Here is a 26372-nt window from a genome sequence, read left to right as displayed (position 1 = left end):
TAGCTGGTGTTACACCTCGATTCCTTGAAACAGAGTCAATAGCAAGGCACGTGTACTCACGTGTCGGCGGGTCACTGCAACCTTGCGGGTCCCAGTTGTAAGACTCAGCGTCTCCTTGTTAGGGCCTGTCGTCTGACCACTGGCTATTCGCCGGGCTAGTTCTTGACAGCCTTCTTCTTGCCCGGAATCTTATTGCTAATCGTTGCGGACGTCGCGACTTTCTTTCGTACGGCCTTTTTTGTGTGCAGCTGCTTCGAAGGCACTTTGGGGGCAGTCAATTTTGAAGGGCTTGAAGTTTTGCTGACCACGCTCTTGGTTGATGATTTCGTCGCTGGGGCGCTCTTGCCCTTCGCAGCGCCTGCCACCTTGCTCGATGCCTCCTTCTTCGTCGCATTCTTTTTGGCCGCCGGCTTCTTGGCGGGCAGTGGGGTTGTGGTGCGCTTGGTCAGGTCGATTCCAATCACTTTGATTTCCTCGACGCAAGGGTGCGCACCCGTCACCGACGCCCAATGGCCCTGCAGTGCCTTCACCAGCCCATCGAAGTCGCCCCATTTCTTGTTCGGCAACTGCCAGCGTTTTTGCACGCCACGCCAGACCAGCAGGTAGATGCCGCGAACGGATGCATCGTCGCGCAGGTAGTCGCCCACGAGCTGGTTCTCCAGTCGCTCGAAGAGCTCGGGCCCCGACCAGTTGTCGGCGATCTTCAGCTCGGTCGGTACCGGGCCGTTGAAAGCAGTGCAGGTCCACCAGAGGTCGGGCCGCTTGGCGTCAGGCAGCTCCAGTTCCTGAGGGATCACGTATCGACCGCGCGCACGTTCGTTGCACCACGCGCCGATCAGGTTTCGAAGGACCGTCTCTGGCTCGGCCTTGATCACCACGCTGGCAGTGCTGTCGTTGCCGTCCTCCAAGTGATGCTTGTAGTCGAGCAAGCGCAACACAGCCAGATCGAAGAGTTCGCGGTGGTTGGCCGGAGTGCGCTCGTACGCCATGCCGAATTGACTGACCTGCGTGGCGGTCCATACCGGACGCTCGCTGTCCACCTCGGCCTTGGTCCGGGCTCGAAGCATGAACCAGGGACGCACGTTGGGTTCTGGGTGTCGTTCGGAGATTTCCTTGAGCGCCAGGTAGGCATCACGCCCCGGTATTTCGCCCAGGATGTTCACCAGCCGCTCGCGGGCGTCCTGGGCGTTGTCGCGCAAGCCGGGCGAGTAGGCGCCTTTGTTGGCGCGGTCGACGTCGTCGCTGGACCGGACGTGCTCATGGACGAGGATGTATAGCCGCCGCAACACCGCGGGTGTCCGGAAGGCCGTGCGCACGCGAGAGGCCATGTCTCGTCCACCGAGCAGATAGGTGACGTAGGTCATCGTGAACACGGTTCGCTTTTTCGCGTCCCCGAGCGCCTCCAGGTGGCTTTGCACCGCGTCGATGGCGGCGTCAGGGTCGACACCCGTCCATACGGCGGCCCAGAGCGCCAGCTGCCTCGGGTCGCCACCGGCCGCCAGCTTCTCAGCGGCGAGCGCGGCCAGCGCCGCGTCGGGCAGGTCCGACGCCAGGATGATGTCCACCAAGTGTTGCAACCGCTCAATGCCCTTGGGCGGCTTGGTGCGAAGCAGCTTGAGGATGCCAGGGGCGATGCTGTCCCAGAGCCAATCGCCGACCCGGCTCAGGTCGGCGATGATGTACTGGCTGGGTGCTCCCTCTTTGTCAATCTGCAACTCGAAGGCGACCTCGGTCAGCGCCATCGACTTCACAACGTCAGGATGGCCAGACGAGAGTGCCGCGAACCAGGGTGGGAACCCGTTGAGTTCCTGCATCGCGTAGCGGAACGCCACAGCAGCTTCCGCGGCAGTTAGCCGCCAGGGGAGCGTCGGATCTTCCGCAATCTCGATGCTCAGGCCCGCTAGACCAAAGAGGTCAGCGAGCGGCGTGGAGGCTTGATCCCGGCCTTCTGAGGCCAGCTTCGGCGTGTACCGGCGCCAGAAGCGGACCATGCCGTCACGGAACGCCCGAGCCGTCCTGGGACCGAACTCAGGCTCCAGGCCGCGCCAGTTCCCGAGACTCCATCGTGAGCTCTCGTTCCCCTCCAAGTGCTGCATTCGGTCGTACAGGTAGTGTTGCGACCTGGAAACGTGAGCCGGGTTCTTGAAGCCAGCGTCACGCAGCGCTTCCAGCTGGGCCTCCAGCTTTGCGGGGGCCTCCAACCGTGCCTTTTCCACCCGCGCCCTGTGGGCCTCGGCTTGGTGGCGCCAGCGCTTGTTTTCGAGCTCCATGCGCTTCCACGCGGCATCCTTCTTGGGTGGCTTCAGCATGCAGGCCAGGCGCGCCTTGAGCGTCTTGTCCTCGGCAACTGCCGCCTTCAGCTGCGCAAGGCGTTCGGGCTGTCTGTCCGTCTGAAGGTAGAGCCTATGGGCCAGCGTCAGCGCCACTTCCTTGTCGTCGGGCAGCGGTCGATCGGTGATGGCCCGCACGGCATCATCGAAATCATGACCTTCGAAATTCACGTAGGTCGCCACCGCCAACGCCATCCAGGCATCGACAACCCGCTGACCCGCTTTCTCTTTGCTCTTTCGCTCCTGCGCGATGACGTGCCAGAACAGGGCCCAGTTCAATGCCGGCCATTGCTGGACGAGCTCGGCCAGGCCGAGCTTCTTCACGTCGAAGGCGCGAACGTTGTAGTGCCCGTCGATCGGCAGCACGTGGAGGACCGAGAGCGAACTGCGTTTGAGCGCCGCGGCATCACGCGCGTTGATCAGGCGGCGCACGGCCACGCCGGCGCACTGCCGCAGCCACTGGTGGCGCTTGGAGATCTCGCAGTATCTCCGCTCAATCACAGGCGGCTTTGCCAGCAACGCGTGCAGCGGAACGATGGCACTCGAAACCACGGCAATGTCGGCGCGCTCGAAGAACTCCGACAGTTGTTCGGACAGGCCCGTGCCCTCGTATTCGTTGTACTCGACCAGCCGCGGGATGCAATCCAGGAGCCACGCAAGTGTCTGCGCGTCGGGCACCGCGATGTGGCTGACCAGGTCCGCCATGCATTTACGGTTCAGCTGGCCTTCCTCGTTCGCGAAGCCTTCTCTGATCGAGGCCATGTCCTTCGGCGTGCCCAGCTCGGCGACGGCCCGGAACGCGGCGATCCGGGCGTACTGCCCTGCTGTCGGCGAGCGCGCCACGCGCATCACCTCTGGCAGCGCCTCGGCCAGACGCCCCTGCCAGACCATGCGCATCAGGAACGAGGCGATGTCTTCGTTGTCTGCGTGCTTCCTGGCGAGGCGGCGCACCGTGTCGACCAGATCAGGCGCTGCGAAACGCTGGATGGCCGCGAAGTCGGCCATGGATCGTCGCGACGCGCCGCTGGCCAGCTGCTTGCAAACCTGCTCGAGGATCTCGCGTCGGACGTCGACGGGTAGCTGCACCGGGTCACCACCTTCGAAGACGATCTCCGGCGCCAGGCGCCGCACCTTATCGAGGATGCGGCTGTCACCCATGGCCATCCAGGGCAGCAACGGCCGCAGCGACGGAACCACGACCTCCAGACCGTACTGGTCTCTGAAGAACAACTCTTCCACCTTGCGGCGTGAAACCTCCTGACCTAGCAGCTTGAGGAACCACTGCGCCGCGAGGTACTCCTTCACCGACCGGTGGTGGAAGCGCACGGTGCTGTAGATGTCCTGGTCGAACAACGGCCGTTGCAGCAGCGCGCCAAGATCCGCGGGTGGCCAGCCCTTGAACAGGTCTCGAACGTCGAGCCCTTGTACGCCCTTGCCAGCATCAGGCACGCGGATGTTCTGAACCTGGGTCAGCATCAGCGCGCCGGCGATGATCTGGGCGCCTTCCAGCGCCTCATCATCCGACAGCGACCGTGCATCAATGCGGTCCTGGCTGGTCTCCTGGAGCCGACGCTTGACGCTGTTTTGCATGAGTTCGAGCCGGGAGCCCACGCGACCGTTGTCCACCCAGTACTCGGTCACCTCGATGAGGTCCTGGGGCCGAGCGGTGAAGGACCACGCGTCGGCCCGATCGATGTCCTCCAGGAACTTCTTCGTGTCCTCGATGCCCGTTGCGCTCGCAAAGACCATGATCTGCTCTTGCGACAGGTCCTCCAGCGTGACGACCTTGAAGGGGGACTTCTGGGATTTGGCCCGCTCGGTGGTCTGGCCCCCGTCGGCGTTCTCACGACCCGCCGTGACCTCATTGGCCACCGGGAACAAGCTGGTGCAGAGGTCCAGGTCTGATTTGGGCCGCCACGCCGCCGTCCGGCCTGTGACAAGCAGATGCGTCCGCTGCTTGGCCTTGGAGATGCGCCCTGCGACCTTGCGGATGGCCAGGTCGAAGTCCTGCGCGCAACGCAGCCGCGACTCGTCAACGGAATCGAGCAGCAGCCAGCCAGGCTCCGACGACGCCAGCCATTTCTCGAACTCCCCCAGATCGCCCTCGACAAAGGCAGAGTCGAAATCGTGGGCCACGTGCTCAAGGCGCATGAAGAAGGCTGCCTTGCCCTGCCCTCGCAGCCGGAGGGCCGCCTGCTGGATCTCTTCGGTCTTCCCGGAGCCACCTTGTGACAGGATGACCACGCGGAGCTCATCAAGTAGTGCCGGCATGGCCAGCGTGGCGCTGCCCGGATACAGGGCTCCGGTGTCACCGACCGGTTCCTTGATCAGTAGTTCCCGGAACATGCGGTTCAGTTCGATGTGCATGAACGCAAGGATAGGGCAGCACCGACTTGGCTATGAATTCAGAGCTGGTGTGCGCGAAGTCAGCGCCGCGCATCATCGTCGTATGGGGCTAATTTCAGGGAGAGAGCATGAAGTTGTTCATCAGCGCCGCACTCGCGCTTCTCGGGGACTTTGAGATAGACGAGCCGATCTCGCGTTCCTGCGTGAACTACTTGAGCTACCTGGCAGAGCCCTCTCGTACGCGCTTGGCGATGCCTGCCGAAATCGCGGGTCATCGGCAAATTTGAGGATGACCGGGGGACCGAAGCGCTCAGCACGCCAAATGGCGCTTACGCTCGTGCCTTCGCGTGGTGTCGCACGACCCAATTCAGCAGTTGCCCCATGACTTCTTCCGCCAAATCGCCACAGACACCATTCCAGCGCGCTGTCATTCAAAAACAGGGCGCCGTAATTGGCGGTTGGGTCTGCGTTTCGCTTGGCGTCGCATTCATGACTTGGAGCCTCTGGTCGTTCCTCTTCTACCTTCCTCTCTTTCTCGCGGCATTCGTGTTGGCTATCGTGGCGATCGCGCAGCGCAGGCTGTTCAATGGCATCCCGATGCTCTTGTGCTCGGTGGGCCTGCCGTTGATATTTGGACTGGTCCTAGGCGCCTTTCGGACGCACGAACTGATTACGTCGGGCGGGCGAACCGGATCGATCGCTGGCGATGTCGCCTCCGCGCGCGCCAGTGCGGAGGCCTCGCTTCAAAATGCACGCAAAGCGCAAGCCGAGGCCAATGGCCTCGCGCCCGAAGGCACTGTGACGACCCCGGCCTCGAGCGACGCTCAAGAAGCACTCGCCTACATCGCCAATGATCTCCAGCTCTACGAGTTCAAGGCGAAGACTTTTAGTACCTACGACGGAAGGGTGCCCGGTGTTGAATTCAAGCTCAGGAACAAGGGCGCCAGGACACTTGACGAAATTGAGGTTAAGGTGATGTTCAAGGATGCGTCCGGCACGGTGATCGCGGAAGAAAGCTATCACCCGGTGCTTGTCACTCACCTGAACATCATGGGTAACAACAACCCGCTCAAGCCCGGCTACATCTGGCAGCAGGAGAACGGTCGCTTCTTCCGCGCAAAGTCGGTGCCCTCCGAGTGGCAAGAAGGCGCGGCGGAGGCCGTTGTGAGCAGTATCAGGTTCCATAGCGGTGGCCGATAAATCGACCTCGATTCCGGCTCAATACGCAAGCCCATGTCCCCGTGCAAAGACAGGTTTCAGGTTCCTATCGCTGAGGTGTCATTGTTGGACTGCACTCCGGCGGCAGCGGCGTCGATGCCATGTGGGCGCCCTGAACACCTTGTTGGCCACCAGCCAGTTCCCCACCGATACCTGGCATGACCTCTTCCCGGGTCCCACCGTGGGAAACGCCTCCTCGATCGCATCGTGCTCCAGGCGTACCGCATCGCGGCCCCGGCTTTCCATACCACATCACTGTGAAGACGCGGCAACGCGGCGCACGCGCGGGAAAGAGCAACGATGACGATGCGCACCTATCGCCACTTCGTCTGCCCGAATGCGCACGAAGGCACCGAGAAGACCAGCGAAAACGATCAGCCGTACAGCTCTTCGTGGGAGTCGGTGGCCACGGAAGGTCTGATTGACGCTGGCAAGGACGGCCATGGTTACGCGACCTACATCTGCAAGGTGTGTCGCCTTCCCATGCAGGTCAAGTCCCACAGGTAGATCGGAAAGCAAGGAGAGAGTGACGTGACAAGACGCGAGATGCAACCAGTCTCAGTGGAGATTGGCGAAGTAGGAAAGGTCGTTCTCACGCAGGCGATCTACGACATCAATGGCGAAGCAGATCCTCGCATCGAGCTGACGTTCGAGCAGACGCCGCTCGTCGCAGCGTGGTTAATGGAGGCGGCGGGTGAGGCAGCACAGGCAATCGGTCGCGATGATGAGCGGCCAATCCCTGTGCGCTACTTTGCGCGTGGGCCCGAGGCGGAGCTGGAACAGCTCCAGGTGTTCTGCAACGATCAAGGCATGGTGATCCTCAAGATTGACGAGAACACATACATCGAGATCGCACCGGCAATGGCGAAGCGACTTCGGGAGCAACTTTCGGTGGCGATCCGCGGCTCGCTGGCGGACATGCTCCGTCCCGATTCCGACGCTTAGGAAAGAGGTAAAGGGAGACCATGGATATCAATCTTGAGCGCCAGCAAAACGAGGTCGCGGATGAGGTTCAAGCCCTTATCGCCGTCGTCATCCCTATCCTTCAGGGTGTAGTTCACGCATTGAAGCAGGAGGCTGTAGATGACGCCGGCGGATTGGATGGACTCCTCCTCAGGCAGCTTCCTCGCGTCTATCGTCCAGGCGACGGTGACTGCGGAATCTGTTTTGAGTATGCGGTGCACGATGCGGTCGCTGCAGGAAATGCTGCGGTACTCGAAAGACTTGAATCTGCCTTAGGAGACCACTGTCGAATTCGTGGCGTCCCATCGTCGATCCTGTTCGGCGCGGAGAAAACCGGCGCGGTTCAACTCATCCAGACTGCACATGATGTCCTCACAGACAACAGCCGCCTTCTCTCCGGTGTTCGCGGACAGCCCGTCAAGCTAAAGGCCCACATCGACGCCGTCGCATCGGCTTTTCGACGTCGGACTGAACGTGAGCGCCTGCCTGAATCCATCAGCGGGCTGTGGAAGGCCGACTTGTTTCTTGGTTCTCGAGGGCCAGATCATTGGGTCGGGACGACGGTGAAAATCAATCCACGGCATCTTGAAGGGGCTCGTGGGCTACGTGTTGCGATCGTTCCGTCCCAGCAAGGGCGCCAGGACCGCATTGAGCGGGACGACGCGCGAAATCTCATCGTCGTCCCCTTGCCATACGACGGCGCTTTCATGGAGGTGTTCTACCAGGCGTGGCAAATCGTTCGGCAGTTCATCGCAGCGGATGCTTACGTGCCAGGAGAGGTTCACCTTCCGCGTCCCGCAGATAGACAAGTCGCACGGTTCCTTGAAGAACGTCGCGCATTCCCGGTTCTGCAGGTTATCGAAGCGCTACGTCCCCTCGCTCAGCCTGAGCTCTTGAGGACGGATTCGCGCCAGGCCGATGTTCAGCTTCGACGGGGCGACGAAACCAACACGCTCCTCATCGCCCCGGTGGCAGCTCTGCAAGCGTAAACACTGGATCGAAAAACATCCTATGTCTGGCAACAATCACGCCGACTTCATGTACCGCCATCGCAAGTTCGGCACTTGCGTTCTCATTGTCGAGGCGAGACGAATCAGCGACGCCAATACCGGCAATGGCGTAGTGGTCCAAACGGTCCGCGACGACACCGGCGTGTTGCTGGAGAGAGGTGTTGAATGCGAAGCGTGTCGACGAGCAAGGCTTGCCGTTGCCTACGCACTTACTGTCGAAGTAGCTCGGAAAGAGAAGCCATGCAAAACGAACTGAAGACCTACGCCAAGATCACCTACGCGGACAGTGAATTGTGTGTGTGTGAGCCCGGCGCCGTTGCCAACATGACGACCGGCTGCGATGGCTTCACCGTGGCCGAGGTCCAGATGACTGAAGCCGAGTTCAACGCGTTGCCCGAGTTCAACGGCTGACGAGGAAGGAGTTATGCGTAGCCCCCTCCTCAGCAGAAGAGAGTTGCAGGCACTGGTCGCCGAGCTGTCTGCAACTGCCGGCATCCCCGCCTCAGCCATTGACTTAGCCGAGCGTGAGCCGGGCGTGTTCGATGCATATTTTCGCGGCGCCACAATGTCAGGCAGTTTCGATGCCGCGTGGTCGTGGCTTAAGGAACAGGTGAAGGCGTAGATCGGAAAGCACCGACGAACCGCCGCCCGAAAGTCTCGGCGGCCGGACGTGACCGCTGCATCGTGCCGATCAAGGCTCCGCACATTGACGCATGGCTGCGCCCGGACCGCGGCGACCTGGCCGCGCAGTACGCGATCCTGGATGACCGAGAGCGGCCATGCTACGAGCATAAGTTGGCAGCATACGAACGGACGCGCCCGTTCGGTGCCTCTGATGCTTGTAAATGTATCCATTGGATACTAAAATGCGCTCATTGCGGACTTTGCCCAAGAGGCCCGGATGTTGACCCAAGAAATCCCGCTGACGGGCCTGCAGGCCTTTGTCGCCGATTTGGCGAGGCGGCACGGTGTCACCTACGAACGGACACCCAGCAGCGCGTTGGCGCAAGTGATTACGCGCCTTTCCGACGACGATGTGAAGCCTGACGCGACGGAGCGATTGGTGATCGCCTTGAGGCGAGCCAAAGTCATCAACGGTGCAACGATGGTGACGATGCTGGGCCGCTACTTCGACGAGACGCGCAATGTTCGACCCGTTCGGTGACATCGAGACGGCGGGCTATCTTCGCAACGTCCGCAGAGACACAGACCCGAGGGACATCAAGCGCTTCGAGCACGATCTGTTCGAGGCAAACATCGATGAAGCGCTTGCGCATCTGGCAGCGGCCGAAGTGCTCGGGTACCAGGACTTCCTTGCTGTGCATCGAATCCTGTTCGAGGACTACTACCCTTGGGCAGGGCAAGACCGCTCGGAGACGATGCCCAACAATGCTGTCCATAAGGGCGCGGTCCTTTTCTCGCACCCAGGTTCGGCTCGGCTGGCTGTAGAGGAAGGCCTGCGACTCGGTCAGCAGCCGGTGACGATGGCACGCCGACCCGGCGAGGTCATGGGGTTATTCGCCTATGGCCATCCCTTCCTTGACGGCAACGGTCGGACCATGTTGTTGGTTCACATGGAGCTGTGCCACCGGGCGGGGTTCTCGATTGCCTGGGGGCGGACGGAGAAGACCGACTACCTTGCTGCACTGACCCAGGAGATCGACATGCCCGCCCAGGGGACGCTCGACGCCTACCTCCTGAGGTTCAAGGGGCCGCAGCAGGCCCGCGGAACCTGGGGCGCCGAGATCCTAGCCATGCGCGGCCTTGACGGGCTGGATGAAGGGAACGAGGTCGATGGCGATCTCTCCGATCCTGCTGTAGCCGAGAAGTACAGACTGCACGAACTGCGGCGCGGCTATGCCTACACCTCGTTGAAGACACTGGCCGAGGAATGGGCCGCTGTGCCTAGCAAGGGTCCATGCGTTGGCAAGATCGTTGCGGTGTCCGAGCTAGAGGTCATCCAGGATGCCGGGCGAGGCAAGTTCGTGGCTTGGGATCGTCGGCGGATCGATGGCGCGGCATTGGCTGTTGGCATGAGCGTAACGATCCACGGAAGCGGCAAGGTGGAGTTGCGGCAGCGCGCACGAGGCTCACTGGGTCGGTAGGGGACAAGAGGTGGACATGACAGGTGAACAGCTCGCCAGGCACAGGGCGGCTCTCGAATTGACTCAGGATGGCATGGCCAACCTGCTGGGTTGCTCGTTGATTGGCTACAAGCGCTTCGAGACGGACGCCAGGCCCATTCCTGCCTATATCGCTCATGCAGTGGTCGGGATTGCCGTGCTAGCAGAGCATGGGCTTGTGAAGGATTTCACGAAAGCAATCAGCAGGGCTTGACATGGTATCCATTGGATACCATACTAGAGACATCGAATCGCACCCGGGAGCCGAGATGATGAGTGCTGCAACCTACCAAACCGCCATTGACGACTTGCGCGGACTGCTCCGCAATATCGGCCGTGCCGAGCTCCGCGCCTACGGCTATGCGCCGCAGCTCCGCCAGTACCGCGCAGCGATGCGCGCCGCAGTCTGACCCAAGGAAACGAGCATGAGCGACGAGCAGTTCAAAGCGAAGTACGAGGCGGCCTTCAAGAACATGATGAAGTACGCCCCCGACCAGATCGGCTCGGGAGTGTTCGCGGATGAGCTGGCAGACTTGTCCGACGCGCATCCCGAGTTTGAGGCGCAAGTGCTGGCCGAAGCTGCCGCATCCTAACCACAAGGTAACGGGTCATGGACCACATCACCGGAGCCAGCATCGTCAAGCTCATGCGCAAGCATGGCAAGACGATCCGTGGCCTGGCGGCGTCCATGGGCATCACCCAGAAGCGGGTGCGCGATGTGCGTGAGCATGGCGTCGAAGGGATGGGTTTCGTCCAAGACTGGATGGAGGCCATCACCGGTGATTTCAAAGCTGGGTGGGCCGTCGTGGCTCGCGCCTACGTCTGAACAGGAAAGAGGTCCTATGGCTGTCTCGAAGACCAAACGAACAGGAGCCCGCGGAAAGAGAAGCATGAAAGACACTACGTACTTCTTGCCGAACGCTAACGGCTGGCATACCGTCATCTTCGGCCCTTCCGGTCGGCCGAAATCCATGCTGGACGATCTGACAGCAGACGAGAAGAGGGCTCTACTGGTTTGGTCAGAGCAGCAGCCCCGCAACTCCTCTGGCGCTATCGACATGATGGCTTGGCCAGGCTGGGAAGCTGCGATGGTTCGTCGCCTCAGCGACAACAAACAGCCCGCCGCCTAGTCACGGATAGAGACCATGGACCTCAGCACGTTTGAATCGATCGATAGTGCGCCCCGCGACGGCACGCCAGTGATCCTGGCTTGCGAAGCACATCCCGAGTACGGTGTCCACTTGATGGAGTGGTCGAAGCGCAATCGGCGCTGGGAAGGCTGGGCCTTTGCGGTGGTGCGCAAGGTACGCACGTGGTGGGATGAGGCTCAACCTCAGCCGACCCACTGGAAGCCCGCCAACTAGACAAGCGGCCGACCTCCCCGTAGCCTCCAGCACAAGTCGCCGAGAAGGAAAGAGACCATGACAAGCACACTCCACGGTCGATATGGCGCCTTCAAACCGCGGAATGACCGCGAGCGGGCCCAGGCCCGCCAGCAAGCCCTGCAACGGCGCGTGAAGGCTTCAGCGCTGGCAGCTTGGCTGCAGAAGCATCAGCAATGCGCGAACGGTTGCGGCAAGCCCGTCGCGTTCTATGACGAAATCAACTACGCGCTGCGCTTCAGCGGTTGCTGCTCGGCGGAATGCGAAGCCGCCCTGCAGGGCCGCGAGCGTTCCGCCTGAACATTGGAAAGCAATGAGCACGCTGGGCTACTGGCACGACGAGCCACTGAGCGACAAGACCGGCGCGGGCCTGACCTGGCAGGCGCCCGGTCCCCTCGGCCTTCAGGTCTGGATAGGTCTGCTCGACGGTAAGCCGGTAGCGCGCATCAGCCGCCAGCCTGGCCACGGCAAAGGCTGCTCCGCATCGCTCAGCGGCTGGCTGTGGACGGAACACATGCCGGGCTCGGGCGCAGCCCAGCTCTGTGTGAAGGAATCGCCCATGCGCGGCTTCAGCTCCGTGCCAGAGGCGAAGCGGGCTATCGAGGCGGCCCTAGCCGTCGAACACTGACCCGGAAAGCACCATGGTCAGCGGAGCAGTCCTGCAATTGTTCTCAGTCGCCGCGGCTCTTATTGGCGGGGTGGCCTTCATCTGGAGATCAAGTGATCCTGACCCGCGGTCTGGACGCATGCCTTTATCGCAGGCGGAGGAGACCCGCGCAACTGAGCGACTGTCGTGGGTCACCGCCACCATACGCCGAGTGGCCGGTCGCGAACTCTTCGCGCGGATGAGGCCCCCGGCATTTGCAAACCGAGGTGCAGCGTACTCTCCGCTGGAGGATCGAATCCGCGTTTCACGGGCGATCTGCGCACGAGTAGATGACGCCGACCTGGAGCTGATCCTGGCGCACGAAGTAGGGCATGCAGCGCGGCGCCGCAAAGTATGGTTCGCATGGACCGCGACGGCCACGTTGCGCGAGGAACTGCACGCAGACAACTTTGCCCTTCGGGCCACTGGAGCTGGCCCCGCCGCGTGGCTCCTCGCCGTGCGCGCAGCAGCTCGCGCCGAACCTGGCTGCGCTGATCGCACGCTCGTCGATCGCGCAACGGCACTTGGCGTCACGCTTGATCTTCACTGAATCGGAAAAAGGGGAGTTCGTCATGACGCTAGGGATCCCGCACAAGGTCCAGCCCCTCTGCCGATACGACCCAGCGTCGTATGTGCCACTGACCGCAGACGTGTTTCACTTCCTGCTGGCGGCGCTTGGTTCGCAAGGTATTGAAGATCTGGACTGGTCCGAGACGATCGAGCCACCATCGGACCCGCAGGACTTCGCGCGCGGGATCGTCTTCGTCATCTGCAACAGTGGGATGAAGAACACTGTCGCCAGAGTGATTTTCGAGAAGTGCATGGCGGCGCTGGAAGCGGGCTTAGATGTCCAGCGAGCCTTCAAGCATCCGGGCAAATCTGCCGCGATTGCGAAAGTTTGGGCCGAGCGCGAGCGCCTGTTCGAGGAATTCAAGCGGGCGCCCGACAAGCTGATGTTCTTGGCTGCAGTGCCCTGGATCGGCCCGATCACGAAGTACCACTTGGCCAAGCACTTCGGCCTCAACGTGGCCAAGCCCGATGTACACCTTCAACGGCTTGCTGGACGCGACGGCTCAACCGCGCAGGATCTGTGCGCGCGGCTCGCTGCCGAGACGGGGTTGCGAGTGTCGACCATCGATACGATCCTGTGGAGGGCATGCGCCAACGGTATCCTGGATTCCAGGACTGGCATGGTTCCATCAATTCAACACCTGAACGACATCCGTGCTCTGCAGGAGCGCGAGGCTCTTCGCGCGTGAATGGGAACCAGCCATGCAAACTGAAAGCAACATGAAGCGGAAGCCATCCCCGGGCCGACTCGCCAAGGGTCTTGAGCGTGCTGCACACGAGGCCGAACGCTACGCATCCAGGCTGCATGAACTGGGACTCGGTGACGCAGCTTGCGGCGTATCCGCGGCGGCGCGAGAGCTTGCTCATGCTTCCGATAGAGCGCAGAAGCTTGAATGCAACTGAGCACCGAAGGGAAAGAGCGCACCATGTTGAAAGCCTCAGACTTGGCAATGAAGGCGCTCATGAGCGTCGACGAGCACAAGCGAACCGCGACAACACTGCGCAGGCTGTCCGGTGGCATTGAGGCCCAGCGTGGCAACGTACTTGAACTGACCGCGAAGGAAAAGGCGGTCCTGACCGCGGCCATGCAGTTGCTCGACCGCATGGCCAACACAACGGCCCAGGCCGCCAAGTTGCGGGCAAAGGCAGATGAGGCTGCGGAGACAAGGCGCGCGGCGATTCGGGCTGCGACTGCCTCGACGTTTGGCCGTCTGTCCACAGTGGCCGACAAGGTGGCACTGATCGGGGCCGTGCAGAGTTACAGCTTGAGGGCCAACGCCGAGGCTTGGGCCACGAGCAAGCACATGCTCGCAGAGGTGTTCCGTGACGCCATGGACGGCTTGACGTGGAATCTGGCGGCATCGGATTCCGCCAAGCCTGTCGCCGAGGTTGTAGCCGAAGCATGGGAAAAATTTCAGCAGGGCCGGGCTGCGATCGAGGATCAGCATGCACGCTTGATCGTCGCGCAGCAGCGGCTACATGGCGAACAGCCTGCGGCCGTATGACCAAGGCAAGCAGTGACATGCGACAGGTTGGCAAACATCGTGAGCAGCCAATGACGGACGCGCCAAGTGGCGCAGCCTTGGCTTCGAACATAGCGTTCAGCGCAGACCTGGCCGCGCTGGCAGGAGGTCGAATCTTCTTCCCCAAGGGGGTGTTTCGCTACAAGTCGCACGATGAGGCAAACGCTCATCGGGAGGCCTGCTTGGCGGCAGGGATGACCCAGCTTGCCAAGGCGCGTCGCCATGGCTGAATTCGCCCGCGCTGCGACGCTTGAAGAGCTCAAGTAGCTGGTGACATCGTTGTACGCGGAGATCCACCTGTCCGAAGCAAGCAGGTACTCGGTACTGGCCGCGTGAGGTTCATGCCCTGAGCACGATGACGAAAACAATGACACAGCAGGAGTTCCTGAGGGCCGCTATGACGGAGCTTGGCATGACGCGCGATGCGTTCTGCGCACGCCTGGGCGCGGCCCGGCGCACGCTGGACAAGTGGTTGCTACCCGCCGAATCCAAGGACTTCCGCAACATGGACGAGACGATCTGGAATCTGGTGCGCGAGATCCTCGCTCACGAGATGCTGAAGACCAAGCACGAGAAGCTGTTGAAAAGGTCACGGCCCGCAGCTTGCAATATCCCCAATGGGGATATATAGTGAAGCCATCGAATCGCACCAGGGAAACGACATGAAGCCCAATACTTTGACCAAGGCCGAATGCGTGCGCCGCGCTCGCAATCTGAACCAACAGGCGGTTTCTTACCGCGAGAGCGGCCACAAGAAGTGGGCGCGTGAACTGGTGCAGAAACGCAAGCAGTACATGGCAGCGGCTCGCCTGTTTGCTTGAGCCCGAGGAAAGAGCCGATGAACACCTACCCATCCGCATGGAGCGCCGAACTGGTGCGGAACCCGTCGGGCCGGGCGTTCTGGTTCGTGTCCCGCTTCGTTTCCCGCACCCGCCTTGAGTATGTAGAAGACGTGGCCGGCCAGCCCAAGTGCTTCCGCCTGGAGCGCGAGGCTACTGCCGCTGTCGGCTCGCGAAACTCGCCTGCGATGGCCTAAATCAAGGAAATCAGCCATGTCCATCGAACAACTCCACGAATACGCGTCTCGGGCCTCGGCCGCCACCGGCAAGGGTGCGCAAGCCCTCGAGCGCCTGATTCGCTTGGCTGAGACGCGCCAGTCCGGGCAGATTGAACGCATCGCCAGTTTCCTGGGCGGCGTCTGGAACGGCAAGCGTCACTTCGACCTCTGCGACTTGCGCGCACTCGACGTCGAGATCGGCGACGACATGCTCGCCGTGCTGGACGCGCTGCGCTGGGCCAAGGTTGCCATCGGCGACATGGTGCCGAACGGCGACCGCCGCATCGAGGCGATCCTCACCGCCTGGGGACGCTAGATCCAAGGAAAGAGGCCTACAGCGAAGCCGCCATTTGGTCGCCCTGTGTGATCAAGTCCGTGACGCGTGGATACCTGCACACACGGTTCCGGCGTGTCCTAAACACAAAGCGAAGAGAGAGAACCATGAACGGGAAAACCAAAACGGTGCAGCCCAAGCTGACCAAATATGAACGTGCCGCGCTCGCGGCAGAACCTGGAGAACTCATGACAACCATGTCTCGTACTGCTGCAATGGCCGCCCTTGCCTCTGCCATGGCAGGTGCGGCCCCTATGTTGATGTCGCTGATCGACCCGAACCCGACGCCCCTGCTCCCGGCCTGGGCCAGCAAGGCGTTGTTCATCTTGGCCGCCCTCCTCGCTGGGTTCGCGTTCCGCACGCGTGGCCGGATCTAGTCGCTCGGAAAGCAGCGATGCCAGATCTCACCCCAGCAGACGCGCTGCGCCTTGCGATCAATGTCCTGAGGGACTCGGCGGAGTCGCGCAAGATGCCGTCCGGCATCCAGTTGGACCAGGCCACGGCAGACTTGCACGCGGATGCTGCTGAGACGCTGGAAACATCGCTGGCAGCGCTGCAGGCCCACGACTAGGAAAGAGCCCCATGCGCAACATGGGCTTCATGCTGACGACGGCCCAGGTGCTTGCACGAACCAAGACGGTGACGCGGCGAATGGGCTGGACGAACCTGCAACCGGGCCAGCCGCTGAGCGCATTGACTGACGATGTGGACTATGGCTTTGCCGAGTGCGAGCGTGAGGGTTTTGGCGACCATCCGAGCCTTCGGTGGCCAAGCCAGTTTGTCGAGTTCCAGTACGTCGATTGAATCAAGGAAACAGCAGGCGGAAGCGATGACACTGTTTGAGAAAATTGGGTCGGCAACGCTGGCCCGCATCGACGCACTGCACAAGCGGAAGCAGATCCTGGCCGTACATCACCAGGACGATGGAACCTGCCTGGTACTCCAGGACGCCTCCAAGGTGCTGCTGGAAGGCCTGCGCGCAGAGGATTCGCGACGTATGGTCGGCTATCTCGGCTTCTACGGCAGCGGCGAGCACGGGCTCGACACGCCAGCATTCTTGGTTGAGCCGCAAGGCAAAGCCTGACCCATCGGAAAAGACACATGAGCGAACAGAGCACATCCGGGTTCTTCTCCATCGTGCTCGGCGGCGTGGCGGTCGCGGCGGCCGTGCTGGCGCCTTTCTATTTGGTGTGGCGGTTTGGCCTTCGCTGGGTGATGGTCGGCATGGGTTTCATGTTCACTCTCCTGGCGCTCAACGCCGACAGCATCACGGCCGCCGTGCATGAGTGGGGAGAGTGTCAGACCCATGTTTGCATAAGGGACAGCTTAGGCGAGGTGCTGCTTCGCTATTCAAACGACGGCGGCTGGTGGACTCTCGCTGTTGCAAGCTGGATCGTCGTGGCCGGGATGGGCTTTATCGTGGACGTGGCGCCGAACCTGCGCCGCCTCATCAACGGCGCCGGCACGGAGCAATGAACTTGATGCTTCGCAACCATTTCCTGTTCACCCCTCTGTTGCTGGGCTTGGCGCTGCTGCAGCCCGTTTTCAATGTCGGCACTATTTGGTACGACAGCGCTGCAGGCCCACGACTAGGAAAGAGCATATGAAAGACACCCTGACCACCGACCAAATCAACCTGGAGTCGTTCTTCGGCGCGATGCTTGAAGACTTTAAGGTTGGGACGCTGACGAAGGACCAGGCGATCGGCGGCCTTGTGGCCTTCGCCGTTGCGCTGAATAAAGGCGACTTCGAGGGCGCCCGGCGCTGGGCCAACGAAGGGCGCAAGCTCGCTCGTGACCTGATCTCCCTCGATGACGCATCGATGCTGCTCGCACCGCCGCCGAATCAACTCGCGCACTGACCGTCGGAAAGCAGGGAGAGAAGAACATGCAGATGCAGGCTAAAGAGGCCGACCGGCTCGCGGAGCTTGCGGCGCGCATGGCCCAGGCGACTGCCAAAGCCGCCGAGGCGCGGGCCGAGATGAAGAAGGCTGAGCGGCGCGTGGATCGAGCCGACGAAATAGTCTCGGCGCTGCGCCACGAGTACGACCTTGAGCGCCTGCGCCTGTGGGGCGATTCGCCGGACGTGGCCGCGCTGCTGTCGACCGAGGGCAGCATGTGCCTGTACTACGCCGGCCAAGCGCTGGCAGAGGCCCATGGTCTTGGCTTCGGCATGCAGTGGGCTGACACCAAGCAGACCGTGCTGTATGTCAGGCTCAACCGTGGAGAAACTGGCGCCGTGGAGAGGACCGCAGCCGCCGTGCGGTACTTCGCGCCATTCGTCAAACCCAAACGGGGCATGACGCGCTTCGGCGTCCAACACCGTGAGAGCAGCGACTTTGCTTTGGAGTTGCACTGGTCTATGAAGTCCGGCGCCGCCAAGATCGTCCGCATGCACCACGGCTTCGAGGACAGCACTCAGCCCTTTCAATCACTAGAGGATGCGCTTCGACACATCGAGGCGCACCACTGGATCGAAGACATCATCGAAATGCCCACCAGGCAGGAATTGCTGGCCTGACCTGGCTCAACGGAAAGAGCAGGCATGAAGCAACACAGCTACCCATCGTTCCGTGTCCAGAGGACCAATGGACACTCCAGCTACTACCTGATCGCTTCGCCGACCAATTGTGTTGAGTTCGTCGAAGAGCGAAAGGCCGGGAACGAGTTCGGCTTCCTCATCCGAACTCTGAAGTCGCGGCCGGTTGTGAAGTCGCGTGAATTGTGGTCGAGCCCGTTAGACAAGGTGGCATGGTTCGCCGAGGTCAAGGCCTCAATGCTCGCGCACTTGGAGTGCGCCATGGAGATGGTCGAACTGTGCAACAGCGTGCGGGCGATCAAAGCGAAGCCTCGCCTGGCTGACTTCAGGGATGTGGCGTCAGAGGCAGAAGGTAAATTCGAATGGTCAAAGCGCGGCCTGGCTCGGACGATGCTTGTCGAGGCGGGGGCTGCTGACGACACAGCGCACGCCATGTTGCTGCTGGGCCAATAGCTAGGAAACAGGATGGGTCACCCGACTGAAAAAGCGCTCGACGTCCTGAGCGCTCCCTGCCCTACCTGTGCAGCGTTGCCGGGTCGGAGGTGCACCGCCGCGAATGGAGCGGAGCGCAGCGCCGTGCATCAGGAGCGCCTTGCCGCCCACCGCCGGGCGAACCCGCCTGAGCGCCTCTCAATGTGGAAGGCCGAGGTTGCCGCCTGGCGCGGGGCGTTCCCCGACTACCAGTACAACCCTGACAGCAAGTTGATCCAGCGAGACCCAAACTGGAAGGAGCGCGAACGGTGATTGCCACGACGCCAGGTGGCGCGGCGCCCGATCAAGCAGAGTGCACCTCGACCCCAGTCGCTACGTCGGAGCGGCCCTCGGCGGCACCCGCGTGGCGGCCGGAGGCTTTCGGGCATCGGTACGGCACAGCCGCGCAATGTGCCGCCGCGAGGGCGCTGATCTCACCCTTGCTTTTGAAGCAGGCCGAGGAAGTCCGGATGAACTTGTGGGACTGGCACCCCGAAGCATCACTGTCAGAGGCCTACCTGTTGGCAGCGTTCCCCGACGGCGTGTGGGTCATCGACGCAGACGCCAATCTCACCAGAGCCATTCGCCTCGCACGCGTTGGGAACGCGTGGACCTGAAAGAGAAACCGATGAAGCGCATGCTGCACCGCGTGCTCTTCTTTCAATGCGGTCAACCTGGCAAATCTTTGTTCATCGCAACCGTATTGAGCACACTCGGTGCAGGCCTGGCATTGCTGGTGCACTGGTCGATGCTGGGCATGTGGGTGCCGGCGCTCTGGGGAACGCTGAAGTGCGGCTGGATGTTGACCTTCACCCTGCTCTTCGCGACTGTGTGGCTGGCGACCACTGTCCCGTTGCCAACCAAGCTTCCCAAGTTCACCCTGTCGCCAGGGTTGCGTCCGTGGGCCAACGCACCAGCACTGCACCTGGTGGGGTCAGGATCGTCGCTTCGTGACTTTCACGCGCTGATGGAAAACCTGACGCAGGCGGTAGCCATCTTCGACGAACACGGTTTGCAGAAGGTGCGTCTCTTATCTGTGCTGCTCTGCGACGCAGGCTTCAGGCAGCAGATCGCAACCCGGCTTCGGATCAAGTTGGCGCAGGACCACCTGGATTGGGAGGTGCTCGACGGGGGTGTCAGGAAGAACGCCTTCTACGACGTCACCTACTGGCTGCGATTCGTTGCGTGGCCCAAGGGGCGCGTCGCACTGGGTAAGCACGCAGACAAACCGCTGGACCTGGATCGGTTCCGACAAGCCGGGGACAAGCTCATGAGTTGGGGCACGCTGTCTCTCAAACGGCGAGGATCGTCGCTCGACTCGCAGCCAACATTGGCGCACGAGCACCACGCGCGTTCAGACTGGCCCGCCCAGAACCGTGACGACGGATGACAGGGCAATCGCTTGATCGAACTGCCCGGCTGTCTGCGGACTCTTGCAAGGCGCCGGGCAGGCCCCTCTCATGGCATGGCCGCGCAATCACGATGCGCGCTTCGTTGTGTCTCCTCCCGCCGGTTCGCATGCATGATGTGGGCATGACCACCGAACCATGGGCCAATGCCGAGCTCTCCGCAGAGCTTCTTTCGTTTTGTCAGCGCGGCGAGAGCGAGACGGTGGAATTCAAACGAGAGCTGCCCAAACAGGTGCGTGACCTTGCCAAGGAGATCGCTGCCTTCTCGTCTACCAGAGGCGGCCGACTCCTGATCGGCGTGGCAGACGACGGCACCATCCCCGGGGTTTCCGGTGCGCATGAGCCTGCGGTTCGGGATGAACTCGAACGGAGGATCATCGGCGTTTGCCAGACCATCGATCCCCCCGTGCGCCCGCAGATCGCTTGGGCATCGGCAGATGGCGTAGGCGTTCTCATCGTCACCGTTGAGAAGGGTTCGGAACCGCTGTACTACGTTGATTCAAAGCCGTACCTCCGACATGGCACGGTTTCCAGGCCTGCGACGCCGGCGGAAGTTCGCGCGGCTGCATCGCAGGCAAGCAAAGAGACTGGTGAAAAGGCCTCGACTCACACTGAGCTCTCCGAGCTCGCGGTAGTGCTGACCAAAGTGCTGCGCTGGCGCGATACCGACGCCGAGATGAGGTGCCTGAAGCCGTGGGTCGACGAGTGGGAGGCCGAGGCCGAGAGCCATGCCGGTACGTTGCGCGAGATTGCCTCTACCGGCTGGGCCGTCACGAACCGCGCCGACGAACGACTGCTCGCCATGGCAGACAAGCTTGATGAAGTTGCCCACTTTCAGCACCGCCTCGGCGGCGGAGACAGCTTCGACGAGGTTTGCAGATCTGTGGGTTCAACTGCCGCAGAGTTGATGCGCGACCTGGTTGACCCCGTTCAGGTCAGCGAAGAGAGCCAGGCCGAGGTTCTGGCCGTGATTGCCCAACATTCACGCAAGCTGACCCAGATCTGGGCCCGTGCGGACAAGAACATCTTTGACGGTCGTGTGGAGCAGGCGCAGCAGGAGACCTACGCCATCGGTCAACAAATCGCGGACTGGACCTATTACAACCTCACGCGAGTGCCACAGACCACCTTGTCCGACGTGCGACGCATCGGTCTTGGCTTGGTCCAACTCGCTGCCATGCGGGTGTACATGGACGGTGGCGTGTCCCTGCAACGAGTTGTCGATGCCGCGCAGGTGCTGGTGAACGACCTGAACAGCAACGTGGCAGGCTTTCCGAAGCTCGACGGCTGAATCCGGCCCACTGCTGACGCTTGTGCGTGGCGGCTGCGGGGTATGTCTGCACACCGGGCCACCAGCGGGCCACCAGCGGTGACAGGCGAGTGCCCGAGGTGCCGCGGCGCCCGACTCGCGCTTGTGATGTGGCAAGTTGCCACATACAATGAGTGCATGGCCCATTCGATCCGAATCTCAGACGATCTCTACGCCCTTGCCCAGAAGGCAAGCCAGGCACTCAGCCGCCCGCTGGCGCAGCAAATGGAGTATTGGGCGAGGCTGGGAGCGGCCCTGGACGCCGCGGGCATTTCTGCTGCGACGGCCATGGACCTCCTGGGCAACGGCGCGTCCGCAGCTGCCTTTGTAGCGGCAGCCCTCGGTCGTGGCGCAGTGGCTGAACAAGGCCTGCCGTTGCTCAAGGAACGCCAGCGCCAGGATGCCGAGGACGTGTCGGCCGGGCGCCGGACGGCGCGCAGCCTCTGGGCAATCCAGAAGGGCGATCTGAAGGGCTACAGCTTCACGCCCAACAAGGCATCGGAGTTTGACAAAGCGGGCAACGGTTGGTGAAGCATCCCAAGACGGAGGCGGTGACGCCACGGGATGTCTTTGAACGGCTGGTCAGCGTCGCAGGCGAGGACGTGTTGATTGGTGGCCAGGCCCTTGCAGTCTGGGTCGAGCACTACGGCGTCGACGTCCCTGATGACGTGCCGGCCATATCGAGAGACATGGACTTCCTGACAAGGTCACCCACCGAACAACGAAGCCTGAAGCGCTACCGGGATGTGCTGGATGGTGAGGTCCACGTTTACGCCAAAGACCGAATCACCGCCTTGGTGGGTCAAGCCTACAAGCAAGTCTCCGACGACGAGGTCTTGAACGTTGACGTTCTGTGGACCGTGGTGGGGCTTGACCCGGCAGATGTGCGCGCCAACGCCGTGCGCGCGACGCGCGGAGATGTCTCGTTCCTCGTCATGCATCCGGTCGACGTGCTTCGAAGCCGCCTCGCGAATCTGCACAAGCTGCCCGAGAAGGCCGATGAGAAGGGCGTGATGCAACTCCAACTGGCTGTGGGCGTCGTTCGAGCCCATCTGCGCGCGCTCGCAACGCAGTACACGGCAGAAGAACTCGGGGCCGGCAGAAGTCCGCTCCAGCCGATGGTGTCCCTGATCGAGCGATTGGCGGTCGAGGACGCCGGGCGCAAGGTTGCGAAGCGATACGGCGTGCACGTGGCCGATGCCATCGACCCGAACCTGATCCCGGCCGGCCCGTTCTGGCAAAAGAAGTGGCCCCAGTTGAAGGCGTTGATGTCGCCCGAGCTCGCCGCGTCCATCACGCCACCGGCACCTGATGCTCATGCTCATGCTGGCCAGCTGCTGGCGCAGCAGTGGAACGCAACGCCTGCAAAGACGCAAGAGGTCGGGCGCATCGTTGCGCTGTCCGACACCGAAGTGATTCAAGATGCCGGGCGCGGCCGACATGTGGTGTGGGACCGCCGCGCTGTCCGTGACCCGGAGCTCAAGGTCGGCGAGAGTGTCACGATCCGGCCGGGCGGGGAAGTGACCCGGCAGCAGCCAGTCAAAGGACTGAAGCGATGATGGCCTCTGACAGTGGTGGCCAGCCTTGCACCTGGATTCAGGCGTCCGCGCAGTAAAGGGCGGACGGTTGCCGCACGTCAGCGGCTGACGCCCCCGCGGCCGGCCTGGCTCACCTCAATGGTCGCAGCGCCGCCTGTGTATCGCACTTCCACCACATCGCTGGCCTCGACCGTCGGCGCCTCTTGGTGGTGGACGGCGTAGTTGCCGCGGCCCACGTGCTGAGCAAACATGGGCACCTCCCCTCCGAGCGCAGCCGCAATGGGGCCGATGTAGCTGCGAGACGAGTCGCCCGTCGCGGCCAGCTCGAACTTCGCGCGTGGATCGATCGCGAGCACCAGCCCTCGCAGACGTTCTTCGGCGCTTTCTGGCGGTGTCGACTCGATGGGCAATGGCAATGGCAACATCTCACTGGGCGTCCCCACGCCGTGCGCATCCTTCGACATCGAGTTTCGGGGCACGACGTCGTTCTGCTCGACGTCAGATCGCGGCGCCGACTCGTCCGCACGAGCGCCCTGCTCCTGTGCAAAGTTCTGCACGAAGTCGCGACTTGCCGCCTTCGAAGCCGCGACCGCCCTAGCCTCGCGATTCGCGCGAACAACCAGTTGCAGCTCGGGATTGAGCACCCCGATTCCCATGTCATCAGCCAGGCGAGCCATGCGCTCGACGAAGACCGGCTCTTCGCCGGTCAGCGTGAGCTCACGGCCGAACTTCTCGCGCGCGTGGACCAGCGCAAGGCGGATCTCTTCGTCGGTGACGCGCATGCGATCAAACGTCAGCCGATTCCCTCGATCAGTGAACAGGTGCTGGCCATCGTTTCGGCTGTACGCCACATTGCCGTTGCCCGTCACACGCCACTGGATGCCGGCATAGGCAAGCACGAGGGCGTCGGCCTCGTGTGGGCGCATGGCGTGCACGCTCGCGGAGCGAATGGCCGCCTCCTTGCGTTCCTCCTCCAGCAGCCTGGCCATGAGGCGCTTGTATTGCGCCTCGCGTTGGTCAGCGGCAGAGATCGACAGGTCATCAATCTCCTCCTCGACGGCCGCAGGCAGCTTTGCGTCGCGCTTCGCCTGGTAGACGATGCCGCGCAGCGCCGACAACGCGGCCTTGTCACCGCGGTTGGCCTGCTCATACAGCCATTCCCGCCAGACAAGTGGTGGAACCCGCGCCACGCGCAGACCATCGGCGCGTTGCTCGAATCGCGCATTCACGGCCAGGCGCCGGCGCGTTGCCTCGTTGTCGATCGCGACGAGCGACACCAGCCGGATTTCGCGGTCGAGATCCTTCGAGACGCCGCCCTTGGCGCTGCGCACCTCATCACGGATCTCGCGCAGCTCGCGCGAGCGCTCTTCGCGCAACACCTTGAGGCGCGCGAAGTGCTCGGTGTCGCCGCCAGCGACGAACGAGCGGTACTGCACGAACCGCCGGCGCAAATCCAGCCTTTGGGCGGCGCGCTCAGCGCGACGTTGTGCGCGCTGCTCTGGGTCGCGTGCCCGCCTGCCTGTCACAGGATCTCGCATGACATCATCAGCGGCGCCACGCAGGCCCTCCCCTACTCGTCCCCCTCGCCCTCCTTCGCCAGCTGAAACGGAAGATCGCACGCCCGAATCTTGCCCGGCTTGGCCGTCTCCCAGACCACCCTGTGCAGCACCCGACAGTAGCAGCGAACGCTCATCGTCTCCAACTGCCATACCGCGACTGGGCAGTTCATGCAGGCCACCGCCTCCTTCGGGTACAAAGTCGACGGCACCCCCATCAAGACCTGGGACGTGGTCGGGAGGCGGGATTCTTCCGAAGGGGAGTTTTGCGAGGATTCCGTTGACACGGGCGATTCCTTTCTCGATTTGACTGCGGTTGATATTGGAAAAGTCAGGCACGGTCACCGGGTTGGTGAACGGAGCCCTGAAGTCACCCCAACGCTTCTCCAACTCGGAGCGCTTCAGGATTCGAAGTCCCTTGCTGGCAGGGACTTCCAGAATTTCGCCGGTGTCAGGGGACACGGCCCGCAGCCGCAGGCCTCCTCCGCCGGTGTCTTCGAGCGAGATGCCGAACTGTTCCAACCAGACGTGCAGCGCCTGCCAGCTGGTGAGGTCGGGAAGTTCTTCCTTCAGCGTCTTGGCGACGGAAGTCTTGAGCCAGGCACCGAGACTCTCCGGGTCATGCCAGGTCGGCTGTGCCTCGTCTCGTTCGAGTTCGGGGTGCGCGTGGCCGCCCTGCTCCTTGCTGGCCTCGGCGTGCTTGGTGTTGAGGACAATTTGCTTCTTGCCGTGGCCGTCGACCTGCACCACGAAGATGCCGTTGTCGTGCGACCAGCCGTGCTTGATCTCGCTCTCGCGCGCAGCGAAATGCAGCGTGCGCTTGGCCCACTCGATGTGGCGGCTCTTAAATGTCGTGGGGTGCACGCGGTTGACGGCGATGTGCGCATGGACGTTGTCGGTGTTCGCATGGATCGCGACCACGTACTGATGCGCCTCGAAGCCGAGCGCCGTGATCGCGTGTTCAGCGGCGTCGAAGATCGCCGAGTAAGCGGGCTTCTCATGCTCGGGCCAACTCAGAATGAAGTGATAGACGGGATCGAGCACGCGCGCGTTCTTGCGCGACACCGCGTTCATCTCAGCGCTGGCCGTCTCAATGCAACTGACCCCGTGCGTGCGGATGGCCACGCACTTCTCACCCTTCACTTTCGTGTCAACGGGCGCTGTAGCGTAGTCCAACAGATCGCTGAACTCGCTGGGCTGCGCAGCCCGGCCGCCATAGACCGACAGGGGCGAAGCCTCTAAGGCATCACGCAGCACCTCCTGCTCACCTTGCAGGTAATTGATCAGCCCGTCGAAGCGCTTCGACGCGTTGGACTTGTGTTGCCGCTGCTGCGGGATGATCGGGACCATCGGTCGGACTCAGGTCTGCCGGGCGATGCGGGTGACGTGCGTCATATTGAACCTGAGGAGCGCCGTCGCGAAGCTTCCGCCTTCGATGTTGTTGCTCATGGGGTACCTTTTTGTTCAGGCGCCACTGCCTGCAGCTGGTCAAGCTTGTCAAGGAATCTCTGAGCGGCCACCGATGGAGGCCAGGGCTCCCATGCGCTGCAACCGTAGATCTCGACCAAGGGGTCACGGTCCAGCGGCTTGAGCGCAATGTTCAGAAGGTCGGTGACTTCGTCCAACGACCAGCCCGCGACGTGGACGGCCTCAGAGGCCGCCGCGAGGCGGTCGGCTCGCTTGTGGAGCGCGTGATCGCTGGGCGACCACTCGGTGACACCGTATCGCTCGAACACGACGGCCACGAGCCGCTTCGACAAGCGTGCGTAGCCGCGACCGAGGATCGGTTTGATCGGGCTGATTGGATCGAAACCACCGATCAGCGCTTCGTCGGCGTCGTGCAGCAGCTCTCGCAACTGCTCTGCCGACGTCAGGGATTGATTGGCCTGTTGGGCGCGGATGGCGAGCACCGTCAGTGAGTGCTGTGCGACGGAGAGCGGCAACGGCCAGATCGAGTGGCCGCCCCAGCGATAGGTGCGCGACAGGCCGATCGCGAGATCGGCGTTTGCCCAGCCGTCTGGGTGCGGATTCAGCAAATCAAGATGTCGG

39 protein-coding genes and 1 pseudogene are annotated in these 26372 nt (G+C 62.3%); 37 read left to right on the top strand and 3 right to left on the bottom strand.

What is annotated here, in order from left to right; genetic code table 11:
- Window positions 1-155 precede the first annotated feature (155 nt).
- Entirely contained in the window at window positions 156-4697 is a 4542-nt protein-coding gene (gene hyoA / locus AC3WR5_RS30360; RefSeq protein ID WP_492489366.1) for an NACHT domain-containing antiphage protein HyoA, read from the bottom strand.
- 107 nt (window positions 4698-4804) lie between these two features.
- Between hyoA and AC3WR5_RS30355 the strand changes: the two genes are divergently transcribed.
- From AC3WR5_RS30355 to AC3WR5_RS30175, 37 genes and pseudogenes are all read left to right on the top strand, one after another.
- Entirely contained in the window at window positions 4805-4963 is a 159-nt protein-coding gene (locus AC3WR5_RS30355; protein ID WP_492489365.1) for a hypothetical protein, read from the top strand.
- Between the two features lie 94 nt (window positions 4964-5057).
- Complete coding sequence (locus AC3WR5_RS30350; protein ID WP_492489363.1) at window positions 5058-5876, top strand: hypothetical protein; 819 nt, start codon at window positions 5058-5060, stop codon at window positions 5874-5876.
- A 318-nt stretch (window positions 5877-6194) separates the two neighbouring features.
- The gene (locus AC3WR5_RS30345) at window positions 6195-6401 is read left to right on the top strand and encodes a hypothetical protein (protein WP_492489362.1); all 207 of its coding nucleotides are present in this window, start codon (window positions 6195-6197) and stop codon (window positions 6399-6401) included.
- Between the two features lie 24 nt (window positions 6402-6425).
- Window positions 6426-6839: a hypothetical protein gene (locus AC3WR5_RS30340; protein WP_492489360.1), complete on the top strand. Its 414-nt coding sequence runs from the start codon at window positions 6426-6428 to the stop codon at window positions 6837-6839.
- A gap of 20 nt (window positions 6840-6859) precedes the next feature.
- A complete protein-coding gene (locus AC3WR5_RS30335) occupies window positions 6860-7846 on the top strand; it encodes a hypothetical protein (RefSeq protein WP_492489358.1) in 987 nt (328 codons plus the stop codon).
- Between the two features lie 261 nt (window positions 7847-8107).
- Window positions 8108-8278 carry a hypothetical protein gene (locus AC3WR5_RS30330; protein ID WP_492489356.1) on the top strand — a complete coding sequence of 57 codons (171 nt, stop codon included), beginning with the start codon at window positions 8108-8110 and terminating at the stop codon, window positions 8276-8278.
- 43 nt (window positions 8279-8321) lie between these two features.
- Entirely contained in the window at window positions 8322-8489 is a 168-nt protein-coding gene (locus tag AC3WR5_RS30325; RefSeq protein WP_492489355.1) for a hypothetical protein, read from the top strand.
- Between the two features lie 10 nt (window positions 8490-8499).
- Window positions 8500-8671, top strand: a pseudogene (locus tag AC3WR5_RS30320) (SOS response-associated peptidase family protein); the annotation flags it as partial.
- A 97-nt stretch (window positions 8672-8768) separates the two neighbouring features.
- Window positions 8769-9032: a hypothetical protein gene (locus AC3WR5_RS30315; protein WP_492489353.1), complete on the top strand. Its 264-nt coding sequence runs from the start codon at window positions 8769-8771 to the stop codon at window positions 9030-9032.
- The gene (locus tag AC3WR5_RS30310; protein WP_492489351.1) at window positions 9013-9972 is read left to right on the top strand and encodes a Fic/DOC family protein; all 960 of its coding nucleotides are present in this window, start codon (window positions 9013-9015) and stop codon (window positions 9970-9972) included. The genes AC3WR5_RS30315 and AC3WR5_RS30310 overlap by 20 nt, the downstream gene beginning before the upstream one ends.
- 16 nt (window positions 9973-9988) lie before the next feature.
- Complete coding sequence (locus AC3WR5_RS30305; protein ID WP_492489349.1) at window positions 9989-10204, top strand: helix-turn-helix domain-containing protein; 216 nt, start codon at window positions 9989-9991, stop codon at window positions 10202-10204.
- Window positions 10205-10262: 58 nt separating this feature from the next.
- A complete protein-coding gene (locus AC3WR5_RS30300; protein WP_492489348.1) occupies window positions 10263-10400 on the top strand; it encodes a hypothetical protein in 138 nt (45 codons plus the stop codon).
- A gap of 15 nt (window positions 10401-10415) precedes the next feature.
- Window positions 10416-10583, top strand: a complete 168-nt coding sequence (locus AC3WR5_RS30295) for a hypothetical protein (protein WP_492489347.1) — start codon at window positions 10416-10418, stop codon at window positions 10581-10583.
- A 17-nt stretch (window positions 10584-10600) separates the two neighbouring features.
- Complete coding sequence (locus tag AC3WR5_RS30290) at window positions 10601-10816, top strand: hypothetical protein (protein WP_492489345.1); 216 nt, start codon at window positions 10601-10603, stop codon at window positions 10814-10816.
- 64 nt (window positions 10817-10880) lie between these two features.
- A complete protein-coding gene (locus AC3WR5_RS30285; protein WP_492489344.1) occupies window positions 10881-11120 on the top strand; it encodes a hypothetical protein in 240 nt (79 codons plus the stop codon).
- 15 nt (window positions 11121-11135) lie between these two features.
- Window positions 11136-11354 (top strand): hypothetical protein, encoded by a 219-nt coding sequence (locus AC3WR5_RS30280; RefSeq protein ID WP_492489342.1) that lies wholly within the window; start codon window positions 11136-11138, stop codon window positions 11352-11354.
- Window positions 11355-11504: 150 nt separating this feature from the next.
- Entirely contained in the window at window positions 11505-11672 is a 168-nt protein-coding gene (locus AC3WR5_RS30275; RefSeq protein WP_492489340.1) for a hypothetical protein, read from the top strand.
- Between the two features lie 13 nt (window positions 11673-11685).
- Entirely contained in the window at window positions 11686-12000 is a 315-nt protein-coding gene (locus AC3WR5_RS30270; RefSeq protein WP_492489338.1) for a hypothetical protein, read from the top strand.
- 554 nt (window positions 12001-12554) lie between these two features.
- Complete coding sequence (locus tag AC3WR5_RS30265) at window positions 12555-13277, top strand: hypothetical protein (protein ID WP_492489336.1); 723 nt, start codon at window positions 12555-12557, stop codon at window positions 13275-13277.
- Window positions 13278-13481: 204 nt separating this feature from the next.
- The gene (locus AC3WR5_RS30260) at window positions 13482-14093 is read left to right on the top strand and encodes a hypothetical protein (RefSeq protein WP_492489334.1); all 612 of its coding nucleotides are present in this window, start codon (window positions 13482-13484) and stop codon (window positions 14091-14093) included.
- Between the two features lie 430 nt (window positions 14094-14523).
- On the top strand, window positions 14524-14742 hold the full coding sequence (locus tag AC3WR5_RS30255; protein WP_492489332.1) for a hypothetical protein: 219 nt from the start codon (window positions 14524-14526) through the stop codon (window positions 14740-14742).
- Window positions 14743-14773: 31 nt separating this feature from the next.
- A complete protein-coding gene (locus AC3WR5_RS30250) occupies window positions 14774-14932 on the top strand; it encodes a hypothetical protein (protein ID WP_492489330.1) in 159 nt (52 codons plus the stop codon).
- Between the two features lie 17 nt (window positions 14933-14949).
- Entirely contained in the window at window positions 14950-15147 is a 198-nt protein-coding gene (locus AC3WR5_RS30245; RefSeq protein WP_492489328.1) for a hypothetical protein, read from the top strand.
- Between the two features lie 16 nt (window positions 15148-15163).
- The gene (locus tag AC3WR5_RS30240; protein WP_492489326.1) at window positions 15164-15484 is read left to right on the top strand and encodes a DUF7673 family protein; all 321 of its coding nucleotides are present in this window, start codon (window positions 15164-15166) and stop codon (window positions 15482-15484) included.
- Window positions 15485-15609: 125 nt separating this feature from the next.
- Window positions 15610-15879 (top strand): hypothetical protein, encoded by a 270-nt coding sequence (locus tag AC3WR5_RS30235; protein ID WP_492489324.1) that lies wholly within the window; start codon window positions 15610-15612, stop codon window positions 15877-15879.
- Window positions 15880-15896: 17 nt separating this feature from the next.
- Window positions 15897-16073, top strand: coding sequence for a hypothetical protein (locus AC3WR5_RS30230; protein ID WP_492489322.1), 177 nt, complete (start codon window positions 15897-15899; stop codon window positions 16071-16073).
- An 11-nt stretch (window positions 16074-16084) separates the two neighbouring features.
- Window positions 16085-16306, top strand: coding sequence for a hypothetical protein (locus AC3WR5_RS30225; RefSeq protein ID WP_492489320.1), 222 nt, complete (start codon window positions 16085-16087; stop codon window positions 16304-16306).
- A 25-nt stretch (window positions 16307-16331) separates the two neighbouring features.
- Entirely contained in the window at window positions 16332-16586 is a 255-nt protein-coding gene (locus AC3WR5_RS30220) for a hypothetical protein (RefSeq protein WP_492489318.1), read from the top strand.
- A 17-nt stretch (window positions 16587-16603) separates the two neighbouring features.
- Entirely contained in the window at window positions 16604-16978 is a 375-nt protein-coding gene (locus AC3WR5_RS30215; RefSeq protein ID WP_492489316.1) for a hypothetical protein, read from the top strand.
- A 127-nt stretch (window positions 16979-17105) separates the two neighbouring features.
- Window positions 17106-17363, top strand: a complete 258-nt coding sequence (locus AC3WR5_RS30210; RefSeq protein WP_492489314.1) for a hypothetical protein — start codon at window positions 17106-17108, stop codon at window positions 17361-17363.
- 26 nt (window positions 17364-17389) lie between these two features.
- Entirely contained in the window at window positions 17390-18022 is a 633-nt protein-coding gene (locus AC3WR5_RS30205) for a hypothetical protein (protein ID WP_492489312.1), read from the top strand.
- Window positions 18023-18046: 24 nt separating this feature from the next.
- Window positions 18047-18493, top strand: coding sequence for a hypothetical protein (locus tag AC3WR5_RS30200; protein ID WP_492489310.1), 447 nt, complete (start codon window positions 18047-18049; stop codon window positions 18491-18493).
- Window positions 18494-18505: 12 nt separating this feature from the next.
- Entirely contained in the window at window positions 18506-18784 is a 279-nt protein-coding gene (locus AC3WR5_RS30195; protein ID WP_492489308.1) for a zinc finger domain-containing protein, read from the top strand.
- A gap of 355 nt (window positions 18785-19139) precedes the next feature.
- Window positions 19140-19901, top strand: a complete 762-nt coding sequence (locus tag AC3WR5_RS30190; protein ID WP_492489306.1) for a hypothetical protein — start codon at window positions 19140-19142, stop codon at window positions 19899-19901.
- A gap of 143 nt (window positions 19902-20044) precedes the next feature.
- The gene (locus AC3WR5_RS30185; RefSeq protein ID WP_492489305.1) at window positions 20045-21211 is read left to right on the top strand and encodes an AlbA family DNA-binding domain-containing protein; all 1167 of its coding nucleotides are present in this window, start codon (window positions 20045-20047) and stop codon (window positions 21209-21211) included.
- A 156-nt stretch (window positions 21212-21367) separates the two neighbouring features.
- Window positions 21368-21760 (top strand): TA system antitoxin ParD family protein, encoded by a 393-nt coding sequence (locus tag AC3WR5_RS30180; protein ID WP_492489303.1) that lies wholly within the window; start codon window positions 21368-21370, stop codon window positions 21758-21760.
- The gene (locus AC3WR5_RS30175; protein ID WP_492489301.1) at window positions 21757-22788 is read left to right on the top strand and encodes a hypothetical protein; all 1032 of its coding nucleotides are present in this window, start codon (window positions 21757-21759) and stop codon (window positions 22786-22788) included. The genes AC3WR5_RS30180 and AC3WR5_RS30175 overlap by 4 nt, the downstream gene beginning before the upstream one ends.
- A 77-nt stretch (window positions 22789-22865) precedes the next feature.
- Here the strand turns inward: AC3WR5_RS30175 and AC3WR5_RS30170 are convergent, their stop codons facing one another.
- Window positions 22866-25673, bottom strand: a complete 2808-nt coding sequence (locus tag AC3WR5_RS30170; protein WP_492489299.1) for a relaxase/mobilization nuclease domain-containing protein — start codon at window positions 25671-25673, stop codon at window positions 22866-22868.
- 95 nt (window positions 25674-25768) lie between these two features.
- Entirely contained in the window at window positions 25769-26359 is a 591-nt protein-coding gene (locus tag AC3WR5_RS30165) for a phosphohydrolase (protein ID WP_492489297.1), read from the bottom strand.
- Window positions 26360-26372 lie beyond the last annotated feature (13 nt).

Source organism: Ideonella sp. FW305-24 (genome assembly GCF_058788035.1).
This window is presented reverse-complemented; position numbering and strand designations above follow the sequence as displayed.

Excerpts from the sequence above, each read along its gene's own strand:
- hyoA (WP_492489366.1), bottom strand. The coding sequence starts at position 4,697 with ATGCACATCGAACTGAACCGCATGTTCCGGGAACTACTGATCAAGGAA.
- AC3WR5_RS30355 (WP_492489365.1), top strand. The coding sequence starts at position 4,805 with ATGAAGTTGTTCATCAGCGCCGCACTCGCGCTTCTCGGGGACTTTGAG.
- AC3WR5_RS30350 (WP_492489363.1), top strand. The coding sequence starts at position 5,058 with ATGACTTCTTCCGCCAAATCGCCACAGACACCATTCCAGCGCGCTGTC.
- AC3WR5_RS30345 (WP_492489362.1), top strand. The coding sequence starts at position 6,195 with ATGACGATGCGCACCTATCGCCACTTCGTCTGCCCGAATGCGCACGAA.
- AC3WR5_RS30335 (WP_492489358.1), top strand. The coding sequence starts at position 6,860 with ATGGATATCAATCTTGAGCGCCAGCAAAACGAGGTCGCGGATGAGGTT.
- AC3WR5_RS30330 (WP_492489356.1), top strand. The coding sequence starts at position 8,108 with ATGCAAAACGAACTGAAGACCTACGCCAAGATCACCTACGCGGACAGT.
- AC3WR5_RS30315 (WP_492489353.1), top strand. The coding sequence starts at position 8,769 with ATGTTGACCCAAGAAATCCCGCTGACGGGCCTGCAGGCCTTTGTCGCC.
- AC3WR5_RS30310 (WP_492489351.1), top strand. The coding sequence starts at position 9,013 with ATGTTCGACCCGTTCGGTGACATCGAGACGGCGGGCTATCTTCGCAAC.
- AC3WR5_RS30305 (WP_492489349.1), top strand. The coding sequence starts at position 9,989 with ATGACAGGTGAACAGCTCGCCAGGCACAGGGCGGCTCTCGAATTGACT.
- AC3WR5_RS30300 (WP_492489348.1), top strand. The coding sequence starts at position 10,263 with ATGAGTGCTGCAACCTACCAAACCGCCATTGACGACTTGCGCGGACTG.
- AC3WR5_RS30295 (WP_492489347.1), top strand. The coding sequence starts at position 10,416 with ATGAGCGACGAGCAGTTCAAAGCGAAGTACGAGGCGGCCTTCAAGAAC.
- AC3WR5_RS30290 (WP_492489345.1), top strand. The coding sequence starts at position 10,601 with ATGGACCACATCACCGGAGCCAGCATCGTCAAGCTCATGCGCAAGCAT.
- AC3WR5_RS30285 (WP_492489344.1), top strand. The coding sequence starts at position 10,881 with ATGAAAGACACTACGTACTTCTTGCCGAACGCTAACGGCTGGCATACC.
- AC3WR5_RS30280 (WP_492489342.1), top strand. The coding sequence starts at position 11,136 with ATGGACCTCAGCACGTTTGAATCGATCGATAGTGCGCCCCGCGACGGC.
- AC3WR5_RS30270 (WP_492489338.1), top strand. The coding sequence starts at position 11,686 with ATGAGCACGCTGGGCTACTGGCACGACGAGCCACTGAGCGACAAGACC.
- AC3WR5_RS30260 (WP_492489334.1), top strand. The coding sequence starts at position 13,482 with ATGCAACTGAGCACCGAAGGGAAAGAGCGCACCATGTTGAAAGCCTCA.
- AC3WR5_RS30255 (WP_492489332.1), top strand. The coding sequence starts at position 14,524 with ATGACGCGCGATGCGTTCTGCGCACGCCTGGGCGCGGCCCGGCGCACG.
- AC3WR5_RS30250 (WP_492489330.1), top strand. The coding sequence starts at position 14,774 with ATGAAGCCCAATACTTTGACCAAGGCCGAATGCGTGCGCCGCGCTCGC.
- AC3WR5_RS30245 (WP_492489328.1), top strand. The coding sequence starts at position 14,950 with ATGAACACCTACCCATCCGCATGGAGCGCCGAACTGGTGCGGAACCCG.
- AC3WR5_RS30240 (WP_492489326.1), top strand. The coding sequence starts at position 15,164 with ATGTCCATCGAACAACTCCACGAATACGCGTCTCGGGCCTCGGCCGCC.
- AC3WR5_RS30235 (WP_492489324.1), top strand. The coding sequence starts at position 15,610 with ATGAACGGGAAAACCAAAACGGTGCAGCCCAAGCTGACCAAATATGAA.
- AC3WR5_RS30230 (WP_492489322.1), top strand. The coding sequence starts at position 15,897 with ATGCCAGATCTCACCCCAGCAGACGCGCTGCGCCTTGCGATCAATGTC.
- AC3WR5_RS30225 (WP_492489320.1), top strand. The coding sequence starts at position 16,085 with ATGCGCAACATGGGCTTCATGCTGACGACGGCCCAGGTGCTTGCACGA.
- AC3WR5_RS30220 (WP_492489318.1), top strand. The coding sequence starts at position 16,332 with ATGACACTGTTTGAGAAAATTGGGTCGGCAACGCTGGCCCGCATCGAC.
- AC3WR5_RS30215 (WP_492489316.1), top strand. The coding sequence starts at position 16,604 with ATGAGCGAACAGAGCACATCCGGGTTCTTCTCCATCGTGCTCGGCGGC.
- AC3WR5_RS30210 (WP_492489314.1), top strand. The coding sequence starts at position 17,106 with ATGAAAGACACCCTGACCACCGACCAAATCAACCTGGAGTCGTTCTTC.
- AC3WR5_RS30205 (WP_492489312.1), top strand. The coding sequence starts at position 17,390 with ATGCAGATGCAGGCTAAAGAGGCCGACCGGCTCGCGGAGCTTGCGGCG.
- AC3WR5_RS30200 (WP_492489310.1), top strand. The coding sequence starts at position 18,047 with ATGAAGCAACACAGCTACCCATCGTTCCGTGTCCAGAGGACCAATGGA.
- AC3WR5_RS30195 (WP_492489308.1), top strand. The coding sequence starts at position 18,506 with ATGGGTCACCCGACTGAAAAAGCGCTCGACGTCCTGAGCGCTCCCTGC.
- AC3WR5_RS30190 (WP_492489306.1), top strand. The coding sequence starts at position 19,140 with ATGAAGCGCATGCTGCACCGCGTGCTCTTCTTTCAATGCGGTCAACCT.
- AC3WR5_RS30185 (WP_492489305.1), top strand. The coding sequence starts at position 20,045 with ATGACCACCGAACCATGGGCCAATGCCGAGCTCTCCGCAGAGCTTCTT.
- AC3WR5_RS30180 (WP_492489303.1), top strand. The coding sequence starts at position 21,368 with ATGGCCCATTCGATCCGAATCTCAGACGATCTCTACGCCCTTGCCCAG.
- AC3WR5_RS30170 (WP_492489299.1), bottom strand. The coding sequence starts at position 25,673 with ATGGTCCCGATCATCCCGCAGCAGCGGCAACACAAGTCCAACGCGTCG.